We start from the raw sequence: 14,014 nt of genomic DNA on the forward strand, positions 1-14,014 counted from the left end.
TTTGTTTTTGTAAATATAAGGAACGTTATTTTATATCGAATATATATCTTGCAAAATAAATATACATAATTAAATTTTTAGCTGTTTTAATTTCAGGATGTGGATTTTTGCCCGACTTTCGCTTTCGCCAATGCTATTCTGATCTCATCAATGATTGTGACATCATCAATTGTTGATGGAATCTGGAAATCTTCCTGATCGGCAATGTTCCGGATTAACTTTCGAAGGATTTTTCCTGAACGCGTTTTTGGCAATCTTTGTACAACGACCACATTCCGAAGCGAAGCCACTGCTCCTATTTTCTTTCGGATCGATTGAACGATTTCATATTCCAATTGGAAACTTTCAATCGTTTCCCCCGATTTTACAACAACCAAAGCCACCGGAATCTGTCCTTTTAATTCGTCATAAATTCCAACAACGGCACATTCTGCAACCGAATGATGCGAAGCAACGACTTCTTCCATCTCAGCTGTTGACAACCTGTGCCCGGCAACGTTGATCAAATCATCAACGCGTCCGGTAATGAAAATATAACCGTCTTCATCGATATAGCCGCCATCTCCGGCAAGATAATAACCAATAAATCTGCTGAAATAACTGGCATTGAAGCGTTCTAAATTTCCCCACAATCCAATCATGTTTCCCGGCGGAAGCGGCAGTTTAATGACAACCAAACCTTCTTCATTTGCGCCCAACTTTTCTCCGTTTTCATTGAAGATTTGAATGTCGTAGCCGGGAACAACTTTCGCCGCCGATCCGGGTTTGATTTTCATTGGCTCGATTCCCATTGGATTTGCAACCATCGGCCAGCCAGATTCGGTTTGCCACCAATTGTCGATTACCGGAACCGGAATGTGTTTTTGATACCATTCCAATGTCGCCGCATCGCATCTTTCGCCAGCGAGCAATTGCTTTTTCAATGAACTCAAATCATATTGCTTGATGAATTCTCCGTCAGGATCTTCTTTCTTAATCGCACGGATTGCTGTTGGCGCACAAAACATCGTACTGACTTTGTGTTCTGAAATTACCCTCCAAAACGTACTCGCATCAGGCGTTTTGATTGGTTTTCCTTCAAAGATTACAGTCGTATTCCGGTTGATCATCGGACCATAAACAATGTAGCTGTGCCCAACTGCCCAACCCATATCCGACGCTGCCCAAAAAATTTCGCCAGGTTTTGCGTCATATATGTAAGTCATCGAAAATTGCATCGCTGTCGCGTAGCCACCGGTATCACGAATAATTCCTTTGGGTTTTCCTGTCGTTCCCGATGTGTATAAAATATATAGCGGATGATTTGATTCAACCGCGACACAAGCCGTTTCTTCGGAACCGTAAACCAACGCGTCATAATCGACATCGTATTTTTTGAACGGAATTTTCGCGCCTAATTTCCGATTGAAAACCACGACTTTTTTGGGTTTGTGCGTGGCGATTTCAATGGCTTCGTCAACCAATGGTTTGTATGCGATCAAACGGTCAATTTCAATTCCGGATGAAGCAGTCAAAATGCCGCGCGGCTTGCAATCGTCAATCCGGATTGCGAGTTCATTTGGCGCAAAGCCTCCAAAAACAACCGAATGAATTACGCCAATTCTTGCACAAGCCAACATTGCGAAAGCCGTTTGTGGAATCATTGGCATGTAAATTATTGCGGTATCGCCTTTTTTAAATCCGAGTGCCAACAAACCCCCGGCGAGTTTTGCGACTTCGGTTTTCACTTCGTTAAAAGTATATTTACGGATCGTTTGCGTGACCGGAGAATCGTAAATAAACGCGACCTGATCGCCAAAACCATCCTGAATATGCTTGTCTAAAGTCAGGTAACACATGTTTAACGTGCCGTCTTCAAACCACATCGGATAACCGTTTTGATCTTTTGAAAGGATGGTTGACGGCTTGTTGTACCATTCGATTTTTTCAGATTGTTCCCGCCAGAAACCTTCGGGATTTGAAATGCTGTGGTCGTAAAATTCCTGATATTTCATTCGGATTTTGATTTTTGTTGAAGCAGATCATTGACCTGTTCGACTAATTTTTTGATAGAAAACGGTTTCGTCATGTAAGCATCCGCACCAAGCGACATGCCTTTTTCAATATCGCTTTCTTTGTTTTTTGCAGACAGGAACAACACTTTGCAATTGGTTAAGCGTTGGTCTTTTTTGATAAATTCGATCGTTGCGTACCCGTCAACATTTGGCATCATAATATCAAGAATGATGATATTTGGGATTTCGGTTTGTAAAATATCGAGTGCTTCCTGGCCGTCACGCGCGATGAACACCTGAAAATTATTTTTCTTGAACGTGTATTCTAGAGACATGATGATGTTTGGCTCGTCGTCAACAATTAAAATCTTGTTCATAATATTGTGTTTTGATTGGGAATCGTAAAAATAAATGTCACGCCTTCGGGCTCGTGATTGCTCATCCAGATTTTGCCTTTGTGCATTTCAATAACTTGTTTTGAAATGGCCAATCCGAGGCCGCTGCCGATTGGTTTTTTGATGTTTTGGTTGTTGGATTGGTAGAATTTGTCAAAGATCGCATCGGCATCATCGGGATTGATGTTTTTTCCGTTGTTGTAAATTTTGACACGGGTTTCAGAATGATTTTTTTCAACAGAAACTGTAATAATTCCGTGGTTTTCATCGGCGAATTTAATGGCATTCGACAGCAAATTTGTTACGACCTGAATAATTCTTTCCGTGTCAAAAGCAGTCCAGTTTTCAATTTCACTTTCGTAAAATTCGAATTTGATATTTTTGTTTGACATCAATTGTTTTAATGGACTGATCGCTTTTTTGATGACCGAATTGATGTTTCCTTTTTCAATAAACAATTGCTGCTGGCCGCTTTCGAAACGCTCAAGGTCGAGGATTTTATCAATCAGACGGTTCAAGCGATCCGATTCGGAAATGATATTCTGGAGAAATTGTTTGCGTAATTCTTCGGGGATTTCATCGTCGTCGTGCAAAATTTCGCTGGCTGCGCGAATGGCTGTAATTGGCGTTCGAAGTTCGTGCGTCACCGTTCCCAGGAATTCGTCTTTCTGCAAATCTTTTTTCACCAACGCCGCATTTGCGTTTTTTAGTTGAGAGGAAATTTCCTTCAATTCATTTGACGTTTCAGTCAGTTTTTTATTGGTTGTAATGTTTTCCTGTGATTCTTCGAGGATTCTGAGCACTTCTGGAAGTGTGATTTTTTCTTCTTTTACGACGCTGGCAATTAAGATTTTTGCAGATGCGGTCCCGATATGGCCAGTCAGTAAATTTTCTGAGAATTTGATCATGCGCGCATCGGCAAGTTCCTCATTTTTATCGACATTGTATTTTCTCCTGAAAATATTCATCGCACGATTCGTGCGTTGTTCGCCTAAAAAACGTTTCAGCACTTTTTCAATATCGCTGGTGTAAGCTGTTCCTTTCCAGACAAATGCATTTTCATGCCTTGTAATGTAGCGGTCGATATCAACAAACATCTCGGCATAATTGCGTTCGCGGTAATTGCCTTTGAAGCTTACCGAAACTGCGAGATAAGCCATTACATTAAACAAAATACTCCAGAAAAGCGCTTGCGGAACTGGATCGAGATAATCAATCCCGAACAATTGAAAGGGTTTTAAAAGTGCGATTCCGAATGGGCCATTTGCAATAAAATTGCTGTCGAAATCGGTCAGGCCCAATGCATACGGAATCAATAACGTATAACTACAGATTAAAAATCCGATGATCATCCCGGCAACTGCGCCGTTTCGTGAACCACGACGCCATAAGATCGCACCGAAAAATGCCGGCGCCAATTGTGCGATGATTACAAACGATACCATTCCGATGGAAAACAAATTGTAATCCAAAACGAACACGCGGTAAATCATGTACGACAAAATGATCAGAGAAAAAATGCCGACTTTCCGGATCGTGACAATCCTGCGGTTGTTTTTTTCCTGGACTTCACTTTGCAATTTTCCGAGGAAACCATACGGAATCAACAAGTTGTTGCTCAGCATCGTTGACAATCCGATAGACGAAACCACGATCATAGAGATTGCTGCCGAAAATCCGCCAAGAAAAACCAAAACCGTCATCCATTGGTTGTTAAACAATTGCGGAATCAAAAGCGAATAGGTATCTGGATTGACGAATTGGCCTTTAAACAAAATATTCCCGCTCCAAGCGACTGGATAAACGAAAATATTGAACAATAATAAATACAACGGAAACAACCAGACTGCAGTTTTCACATGGCGTTCCCGGTTATTTTCAATGACTGCCATTTGGAATTGCCGAGGCAGCAGAAATATTGCAAACAATGATAAAATACACAGGAAAAACCAGTTGATGGCTTGCGGGATTCCGCCAATGGTGTTGCGCTTGGTAAAATATTCGAGTTTCGAAGCCTGCGCATAAATATCGTCAAATCCGTTGAAAACGAAGAAAGTAACGTAAATTCCGAGTAATAAAAAAAAGAACAATTTCAGGATCGATTCCAACGCAACTGCTGTTACGATTCCTTTTCTTTTTTCAGATGCATCAACATAACGCGTTCCATAATAAGATGCGAATAACGCCAGTGCAATCGCTACATAAGTTGTGGTATCGCTGAAAACATTTGAATCTGCAGCCGTTTTAGCGACAACATGAAAAGTTTCTGCAATTGCTTTTAATTGCAATGCGATGTAAGGCAAAATTCCGAAAATGCAGATTAAGGTAACCAATGCGCCTAAAAACCGACTGTTTCCGTAACGCAGCGAAATAAAATCGGCGATGCTTGAGATTTTGTTGACTTTTGAAATTCGGATGATTTTGCGAAGAATGACAATCCATGCCGGAATGATAATTACAGGCCCAATGTAAATTGGAAGATAACTTAGCCCTGAATTTGCGGCGACTCCGATGCTTCCGTAATACGTCCACGCACTGCAATACACCGCAAGCGACAACGAATACACATACGGATTGTTTGCCCAGCGGCTGTTTTCCTTTTTCTCTGCCCAATGCGCGATGTAAAAAAGAAATGCGAGATAAACCGATAAAATGACCAGTAAAATTGCACTATTCATAATATTTTCGAATTACGATTAGCGAAATAAGTATTGAAAAAAGCCAGACCGAAAAAAAATAGGTGTAAATTATCGGGATACCGAAAACCGAATCGGCGCTATCAAAAATGAGCAGTAGCGGCAGGTTGAAACACAGCAATAACGCAAGTGAAAGAATAATCAGTTTTTGTTCGTGCCTTTTTTTCATCTGTATAAAAATATAAAAAACATAACTCCCGAACGTAAATCCGGGAGCTAAATAACTTACCTATTTTTAATTCACCATTAAGGTATTAAGTTTCATTAAGCTTAACTATACTTAATTTCTTAATGGTTTAAAAATCAATTTTACTTTTTATCGTCATATTCGCCCACGAGCGCATAATAACCAAAAGTTCCGAGTCCGAGGACAATTAGCGGCGTCAGGACAAAAAGGATGATGATCCCAAAAACCAAATCTTCCTGTTTGCCCGAAACGAATTTCGGATATCCGAAAATAAAGATGCAAAAGTAGGCTGCAGCCAATGCCAATAAGAGCCAAACGATTCCGAGTAATCTTTTTATTGCGTTCATATTTTATATTTTAATCGTTTTCAATATTGTTTTTTCTCTTCAGATACACCATTCCGATTGCGAAACTGATCGCTGCGATGATGATTGGATACCACAAACCTTCGAGGTAAAATTCGGGATCGCCGCCTTCTTTGGCATTCGTTACGAAATATGTTGAGATCGCGGGAAGCAATCCACCGAAGATTCCGTTTCCAATGTGATAAGGAAGTGACATCGACGTGTATCGGATTTTCACCGGGAACATTTCGACTAAAAATGCTGCAATCGGGCCGTAAACCATGGTTACGAAAATCACCTGGATAAACAGCAGCCAAATTAACGACCAGCGGTCGGATGAATTGATGGTAACTGTCGTTTTTGTATCGCCTTTAGCAACGCCTTTTTCATCTAAAACCGGCGCTCCATTTTCTAAATGTACCGTTTTCACTTGTTTCCAGAGCGTTCCATCGGTATATTCTTTCGTGCTGGTGTAAATCGAATCGAGTTTTTGTTTGTTGTTTTCTTTGGTAATCGCTTCGAGTTTTGCATTTGCGACAATTTCTGTTTTTAGGGAAACATCGGTTGTTTGATACATCGATTTGTAAATCGGCCTGTATAGTAAAATCGCGCACAGCATTCCAAGCATCATGATGATTTTTCTTCCGACGCGGTCGCTTAACCATCCAAAAAATAAGAAAAACGGCGTTCCTATTAAAAGTGCAATTCCGAGTACGATATCTGCCTGTGATGAATCGACAAACATGACCGTTTTCAAGAAACTCATAGCATAAAACTGTCCCGTGTACCAAACCACACCCTGCCCCATTGCGGCTCCAAAAAGCGCGAGTAGAACGAACTTTAGATTGTAGCGGTTTCCGAAACTTTCTTTTAACGGATTGGTGCTGGTTTTTCCTTCGGCTTTGGCTTTTGCGAAAACCGGAGATTCCGACATTTTTTTACGGATCAGGTAAGAAACGAATACCATAATGATTGAAATCCAGAATGGCACCCTCCAGCCCCAAACGTCAAACTGCTCGGGCGTTAATAAGCTTCTGGTCGCTAAAATTACCATCAAGGAAATGAATAATCCGAATGTTGCCGTCGTTTGGATCCACGAGGTCCAATACCCGCGTTCGCCTTTCGGGGCATGCTCGGCCACATAAGTTGCAGCACCACCATATTCGCCCCCGAGTGCAAGCCCTTGAAGCAAACGTAAAATCAGCACCAATAAGGGAGCAAAAAATCCGATGGTTTCATAACTCGGTACGCAACCGATCAAGAAAGTCGCACCGCCCATTAATAAAAGCGTGACGGTAAAAGTGTATTTTCTTCCGATGAGATCGCCCAATCTTCCGAAGAACAAAGCGCCAAACGGACGCACTACAAACCCGGCTGCAAATGTAGCCAATGTCGATAAAAATGCTGCTGTGGGATTATCTGCCGGAAAGAATTTTGTTGAAATGACAACCGCTAAACTCCCGAAAATGAAGAAATCATACCATTCGATCAGCGTGCCTAATGAGGACGCAGTGATGACTTTCCAGATTCCTTTTGTTGAAGTAGTTTCTGTGCTCATAAATGTGTTGTTTGATTATAAATAAATTTGTAATTGTATCGTGAATTCGCCTTTGTGCCCGTCGATCCTGTCCACTGCGGTGTAAACAGGACGCGCAGAATATTGTGTGGTGATTTTAGCATGGTGCCCGTCAAGAAAGAAATTTGAGCCAATGTCAAATTGGGTACTTGATTTTTCAAGCGCATCAAAATCTTTGTAGGTGAATGCGCCGAACGGCTGAATCCTTATTTTCGGTTTTTCATTGCTGTTTGGCAGAAGAAATCCAGCTTGTGTGTACCAGATTTTCCCGGTTCCGATGGATGCCTGCGCATTTCCCGGCCCGGCAAGTGCTTTGCCACCAGTGAAATTTGGATCGGCAATTCCAACGTTCATAATGCCGACATTTCTCAGATAATTCGGCCCAAAGTCGTAATTATAAAATACGCTGTAAGCGGTAATGGCCATTTTATTTTCTTTTTTTCCGACTGGCAAATCAGCAAAAACATCTGCCGAAAACAATTTGATATCGTGTTTGTTGATCGCGCCTTCAACAATCGTTCGCGTGCCGTCCTGGGCGTTGTAAAAACCAGCCCCAATGTTGAATACTTTTTTAGTTCCCATATACGTTCCCACTTTATAGGGAAGCAAATTCGACTCTGTTTCAAGGAATTGGTATTCGAAATAGCCTGCTTTCGACCATTCGGTATTGCCACTGTTGTCTACTGCAATTGCTTTTTCACCGGTCAAAACAGGAATCGGCGCGAGATTGGTTGAAAACGGTTTGTTGTAGCTCATGCGGTATTCAAATTTCCCATATTTCCCTTTAGCAAATATTCCAACCTGTCGTGCAAATTGATCGGAATTGTCAATCAAAGGCCAGTTAAAAATCGGTGCATCAATAGTCAGAAAATTCAATGTTGATGCCATCGTCATCCGCGAAAGCCCCATATAATAGTGCAATCCACCACCAAGCGACAAACTGAATTTCTTGTCTTTTTCAGGGGAAACGACCGCATATTCATTCCACGCATCGTGAAAAAACATGCCCGGCTTTTTTCCCGCACCATAACCGCCGGTTCCAGTTGTACCGGCCGCGCCGCCGTTTGTAAAGGTTTGGTTGTTGATCCCGAAATGTGCCACAATCATGTAGCGTTTGGACAATTGGGCATAAAATAACATGCGTAATCTTCGATTTCCAATATCGCTGCTTGATGTTGCCGGCTCATCGCCAATCATTGTTCCGGGGTTCATTTGTGAAGAGCGGTACCAAATCTGGTTCCAGGCGATCAAACGAACATATTTGCTGCCATCTTCATTGAGGTTGAATTTCATTCCGGCGCCGTAATCCGGTGAGCCTTGCGAAAATCCTGTAAGCCACGCCATAGAAAGCGCTGCGGTGAGAATCATGTTTTTCATAAAATAAAATTTTGGTTGTCGGTTCGTTCTTTGTACCGCCAAATTCTATTTTTATGTCCATTAAAAAAATTATGGTATATTTTTTTGTAAAGTAGTATAGCTAATCTTTAAAGCGTTCCCATTTTATGAGCATAAACTTGTCGCCGAGTTCGGTAATGATCATTCCGGCTCCTGATAGCTGGTCTTTGTTTTTGAGGTATTCTACAAGTTCCAGATGGTTGAAAATCTTATACTTTGGATGGTAATCTGCATGAGCGGTTTTTTTAATATTATATTCTTTCACCCAATTGCTAACAGTGACATGTGAAACGCCAAGAATGCGTTCAATTTCACGAAAACTCAAGCCTTCAAGGTACAATTGCAATGCCTTAGTTACATAATAATCATCTATTTTCTTTCCTATCTTATTGACTGTGAAGTAATAATTGCATTTTTTACATAAATACCGCTGCCTGTCTTTGATGACACCGCTTTTTACAACCTGCTTGTTCTGGCATTTCGGACACGCTAAAACTTCCATATATACAAATTTTGCATAAATATACCAATTTAGCAATTATATAAAAGCATTATGTTTAAAAAATTTCGGTTAAAATTACAGTTTATAAAAAATTATTACGATTTAATTCAGTTCTATACATTTAATTCTTAAATCTGATAAAAATGCGATTTATGAACAATGATCGATTTTCAAATCAGAATCCGGCAAAAGTTGCGATTTATTCACTTAATTTGTAACAAACAACACAAAAACTCATGCAATTCGACCCAAACGATTTAGAGCAATCTGCCATTTATAAATTGCTGACCGGCGCGGTGATTCCAAGGCCAATCGGCTGGATTTCAACGATCAGCGAAGACGGAATCAACAACCTCGCGCCTTTTTCTTTTTTTAATGCGATTGGTGACGATCCGCCACATGTGATGTTTTCGACCACGCGCGGTGGCGACAAAAACAAAGACACTTTAAATAATGTTCTGGCCAACAAGCAATTTGTTGTCAATATGGTTACCGAAGAAAATGTTGAAAAAATGAACGCCTCGTCTGAAATTTTACCGCCGCACATCGACGAATTTTTACACGCCGGCCTTACTCCTATTGCGTCCGTAAAGATCAAGCCGATGCGTGTCAAAGAAAGCCCAATCACTTTCGAATGCGAACTCGTGCACTATTATTCACTCGAAAACCACCAGTTTGGCGGTGCAACAATGATCGTTGGAAAAGTCATTTTAATGCACATCGACGAAAGCGTTTTGCTCGAAAACCACAAAATAAATATCGAAACATACAAGCCGGTCGCACGTTTGGCCGGCTCGAATTATACCAAACTCGGGGAAATTTTCTCGATCAAAAGAAATTAATGAATTTGGGCAGCCCCGGTGAAAAACCGGGTCGGGCTATGCGTTGCAATCTTTTTTCGTTCCTCAAAAAGGATTTTCACTGCTATCCCTGCTGCAAAACACACTCAATATGAAAATTACAGTTATTGGCGGCGGCCCCGGAGGTTTATATTTTTCAATCCTGGCTAAAAAAGCATTACCAGATTGCCAGATTGACATTTACGAACGCAACAAACCCGACGACAGTTTTGGCTTCGGAGTCGTTTTCTCAGATGAAACGCTGAGCGAATTCCTGACGCGCGATCCAAAATCCTACGAACTCATCCGTAACGAATTCTCCTATTGGGACGATCTTGATGTCGCCCGCGATGGCGAAATCGTCCGCATTACCGGAAACGGATTTTGTGGCTGTTCGAGAAAAACCCTGCTGCAATTGCTTCAGCAAAGATGCAGGGAAGAAGGCGTGAATTTGCACTTCGAATCAAACATTGACGGTCTTTCCCAATTCAACGATTCTGATTATATCGTAGCCTGCGACGGTATCAACAGCCAGATCCGCGAACAATTCCGTGATGATTTCGGAACCAAAACCGTATTGCAAAAAAATAAATTCGTCTGGCTCGGAACAACTAAACCGCTCGATGCCTTTACGTATTTTTTCCGCACCACGCCTTACGGAAGTTTCGTCGCACATTCATATCAATATCAGCAAGGAATGAGCACGATGATTTTTGAATGTACGCCTGAAACCTGGGAAAATGCAGGTTTTGAAGATACAAACGAATCCGATACGATCCAGAAACTATCCGAGATTTTCATAGAAGAACTCGACGGCCACGAACTCCTTTCAAACAAATCACATTGGCGCCAATTCCCAACGATTACAAACAAAAACTGGCACAAAGACAATGTTGTTTTACTCGGAGATGCCAAAGCCACGGCACATTATTCGATCGGATCGGGCACGAAACTCGCGATGGAATGCGCCATTGCCTTATCCGACAGCATCGTGAAATTCGGATCCGACAAAGAAAAAGCATTCGCCAATTACGAGCAATTGCGCCGCAACCGCGTCGAAATGATTCAGCATGCCGCCGGAGTTTCGCTCGACTGGTTTGAGAATATGGACCGCCACATGCAGCACGATTTCATGCAGTTTGCTTTTGGCGTCATGACACGCGCAAAAAAAGTAACATTCGAAAACCTGGCGTTGCGAGATAAATCATTTACTGAAAAAGTTTTAACTGAGTTCAATTGCAGCATCGGGAATTTTAAAGTCAGCGTTCCTGCGGCATTTACAGCTTTTTCTTTACGCGGAATGCAATTGAAAAATCGCATTGTGATGTCTCCAATGGGGCAATATTCGGCTGAAAACGGCTTGGTTTCCGATTGGCATTTAGTACATTATGGAACTCGCGCGACAGGCGGCGTTGGATTGGTTTTAACCGAAATGACCGCCATTTCAGAAACTGGACGAATTACTTTAGGTTGTCCCGGAATTTACACTGAAGAACAAACACTTGCGTGGAAAAAAATAACCCATTACATCCACAAAAATTCCAAGTCAAAAATAGGAATTCAGCTTGGGCATTCAGGCAGAAAAGGTTCGGTAAATGTTCCGTCAGTTGGCAGTAATATTCCATTAGAAGATAACGGCTGGAATTTAATTTCGGCTTCGCCAATTTCATATAATGAAAAAATGGCCGTTCCAAAAGAAATGGATATTGAAGATATGAACGCCGTTGTTGCCGAATTCGCAAACGCTGCAATAAACGCTGACGCTGCAGGTTTTGACATGATCGAATTGCAGGCGCACCACGGATTTTTACTCGCTTCATTCCTTTCTCCACTTACAAACATCCGAACGGATGAATTTGGCGGAAGCATCGAAAACCGCATTAAATTTCCTATTCGTGTTTTTTCCGCTATGCGCGATGTTTTCAATTTATATAAACCCATGTCGGTCAGGATTTCCGCTTCCGACTGGGCAGAAAACGGAATTTCAGAAGCAGATGTATTGACGATTGCCGAAGCATTTAAACAAGCCGGTGCCGATATTATCAACATTTCTACAGGAAACACCATCGAAAATCAAAAACCGCAAATCGGCAGGATGTGGCAAACGCCATTTTCTGATTTGGTTCGGAATTCGGTTCACATTCCCACAATCACAACAGGATTTATCCAGGACATTGATCAGATCAATACAATTTTATTAAATGGCCGCGCCGATTTGGTTGCTTTGGGCAAACCTTTATTATTGGATCCTAATTTTGTCCGTCATGCGCAGGCTTACGAACAATTTAAAACCGATGATATTCCGAATCAATATGTTCAGGGAATTGCGCCGCTTTACCAAATGCAGCAATCTGAACGAAAGGAAAAAGAAAATATGAAGCGCGCTTTGAAGCCGGAAACACACAAAAAGATAAATAATTAAATGTATACTCGAGGCGGAAGGCCGAACAGAGCTAATTAATAATTAATGAAACATTACGAGGATAACTTTGCGCACGATCATTTGCCTCCTGAGGATTTGCAGCCGGATTATATTTGGGATCAAGAAGACTTTCAATTTCCTGAAAACCTGAATTGTGTGGACAGGCTTTTGGATGATCACATTAAGAATGGACGCGGGAATTCGATTGCAATCAGAACATTTGAATTTACCTGGACTTACCAGGATTTGTATGAAAAATCAAATCAGATCGCGCATATTCTGGCTGACGATTTGGGATTGGTTTCCGGAAATCGTGTTATGATCCGATCGGCGAACAATCCTATGTTTGTGGCTTGCTGGTTTGCAATTTTAAAAGCGGGCGGAATTGTAGTGGCGACAATGCCATTGCTGCGTGAAAAAGAATTATCGGTCATGATTGAATCTGCTGAAATTTCCCATGTTTTGTGCGATGTAAGACTGATTGATGCTTTATCTGAAGTCAAATTGCCTTTCTTAAAACAGGTTTGTACTTTCGATGGCTCGGATGAAAATTCGTCGGAACTTGAAAAATTGATGGCATCCAAACCAACAACTTTTCAGAATTACCATACTTTATCGAATTCGCTTGCGCTGATTGGCTTTACATCTGGAACCACCGGAAAGCCTAAGATGACCGCGCATTATCACAAAGATGTATTGCTGATTTGTGAAGCATTTCCAAAATACTCGCTTCAGCCAAAACCCGAAGATATTTTTACCGGAAGTCCGCCGCTTGGCTTTACTTTTGGGCTCGGCGGCATGGTTTTATTTCCGTTTTATTACGGCGCATCGACCTTTTTAATTGAAAAACCCACGCCAGAATTGCTGCTAAAAGCATTCACCGAATATAAAATTACCATCTGTTTTACGGCTCCAACTGCCTGGCGCGTGATTACAACTCTCGTCAAAGATTACAACATTTCATCACTCAGAAAATGTGTTTCTGCCGGGGAAACTTTGCCGTTAAAAGTCTGGGAAGATTGGTATGCAGCTACCGGATTAAAGATTATCGATGGGATCGGCTCGACCGAAATCCTGCACATTTTCATTTCGTCAAACGAAGAAAACATGCGAAAAGGCGCAACTGGATTGCCCATTCGCGGTTACGAAGCAAAAATCGTTGATGAAACCGGAAACGAATTGCCTGCAAATGAATCCGGAAGACTGGCCGTTCGCGGCATTACCGGCTGCAAATACCTGAATGCACCCGACAAGCAAAAAGAATATGTCGAAAACAAATGGAACATTACCGGCGATATTTTCAAAAAAGACGAAGATGGTTATTTCTGGTTTGTCGCGCGCGGCGATGACATGATCATTTCATCGGGCTACAATATTGCTGCGATTGAAGTCGAAAACGTACTTTTAGTGCATGAAGACATTGCCGAATGTGCCGTTGTTGGGCTTCCAAATGAAGAACGCGGCATGCTCGTTTGTGCGTATATCGTTTTAAAAGATTCGGCTAAAGCCAATGAAAATATGGCAAAATCAATTCAGGATTGGTTTAAGGTAAAAGCCGCACCTTATAAATATCCGCGCGAAATTCACTTCGTTGAAGCCTTGCCAAAAACAGAAACAGGAAAAATCCAGCGGTTTAAGTTAAAGCATTAAATTTCATGTTCCAA

At 41.6% G+C, this 14,014-nt stretch carries 10 protein-coding genes; 3 read left to right on the forward strand and 7 right to left on the reverse strand.

Going from position 1 to position 14,014, the window contains the following annotated elements:
* Window positions 1-92: 92 nt before the first annotated feature.
* The 7 genes from BLS32_RS12950 to BLS32_RS12985 form a co-directional block, all read right to left on the reverse strand.
* Window positions 93-1,994, reverse strand: a complete 1,902-nt coding sequence (locus tag BLS32_RS12950; RefSeq protein WP_091396549.1) for an acetate--CoA ligase — start codon at window positions 1,992-1,994, stop codon at window positions 93-95.
* Window positions 1,991-2,371, reverse strand: a complete 381-nt coding sequence (locus BLS32_RS12955; protein ID WP_091396553.1) for a response regulator transcription factor — start codon at window positions 2,369-2,371, stop codon at window positions 1,991-1,993. Before BLS32_RS12955 ends, BLS32_RS12950 begins: the two co-directional genes overlap by 4 nt.
* Entirely contained in the window at window positions 2,368-5,067 is a 2,700-nt protein-coding gene (locus BLS32_RS12960) for a sensor histidine kinase (RefSeq protein WP_091396556.1), read from the reverse strand. Before BLS32_RS12960 ends, BLS32_RS12955 begins: the two co-directional genes overlap by 4 nt.
* A gap of 327 nt (window positions 5,068-5,394) precedes the next feature.
* Window positions 5,395-5,619: a DUF6814 family protein gene (locus tag BLS32_RS12970; RefSeq protein WP_091396564.1), complete on the reverse strand. Its 225-nt coding sequence runs from the start codon at window positions 5,617-5,619 to the stop codon at window positions 5,395-5,397.
* 10 nt (window positions 5,620-5,629) lie between these two features.
* Window positions 5,630-7,174, reverse strand: a complete 1,545-nt coding sequence (locus tag BLS32_RS12975; protein ID WP_091396567.1) for an MFS transporter — start codon at window positions 7,172-7,174, stop codon at window positions 5,630-5,632.
* Between the two features lie 15 nt (window positions 7,175-7,189).
* The gene (locus BLS32_RS12980; protein WP_091396951.1) at window positions 7,190-8,569 is read right to left on the reverse strand and encodes a porin; all 1,380 of its coding nucleotides are present in this window, start codon (window positions 8,567-8,569) and stop codon (window positions 7,190-7,192) included.
* 100 nt (window positions 8,570-8,669) lie between these two features.
* Window positions 8,670-9,089, reverse strand: a complete 420-nt coding sequence (locus tag BLS32_RS12985; RefSeq protein ID WP_091396570.1) for an IS1/IS1595 family N-terminal zinc-binding domain-containing protein — start codon at window positions 9,087-9,089, stop codon at window positions 8,670-8,672.
* A 236-nt stretch (window positions 9,090-9,325) separates the two neighbouring features.
* On the opposite strand from BLS32_RS12985, the gene BLS32_RS12990 reads away from it, so the two are divergent.
* The 3 genes from BLS32_RS12990 (at window position 9,326) to BLS32_RS13000 (ending at window position 14,000) form a co-directional block, all read left to right on the forward strand.
* Window positions 9,326-9,931, forward strand: a complete 606-nt coding sequence (locus BLS32_RS12990) for a flavin reductase family protein (RefSeq protein ID WP_091396572.1) — start codon at window positions 9,326-9,328, stop codon at window positions 9,929-9,931.
* Window positions 9,932-10,040: 109 nt separating this feature from the next.
* Window positions 10,041-12,350: an oxidoreductase gene (locus BLS32_RS12995; protein ID WP_091396575.1), complete on the forward strand. Its 2,310-nt coding sequence runs from the start codon at window positions 10,041-10,043 to the stop codon at window positions 12,348-12,350.
* A 45-nt stretch (window positions 12,351-12,395) separates the two neighbouring features.
* Window positions 12,396-14,000, forward strand: coding sequence for an AMP-binding protein (locus tag BLS32_RS13000; RefSeq protein WP_091396578.1), 1,605 nt, complete (start codon window positions 12,396-12,398; stop codon window positions 13,998-14,000).
* The last annotated feature ends 14 nt before the right edge of the window (window positions 14,001-14,014 follow it).

The sequence above is a fragment of the Flavobacterium noncentrifugens genome (assembly GCF_900100375.1).
Classification (GTDB): domain Bacteria; phylum Bacteroidota; class Bacteroidia; order Flavobacteriales; family Flavobacteriaceae; genus Flavobacterium; species Flavobacterium noncentrifugens.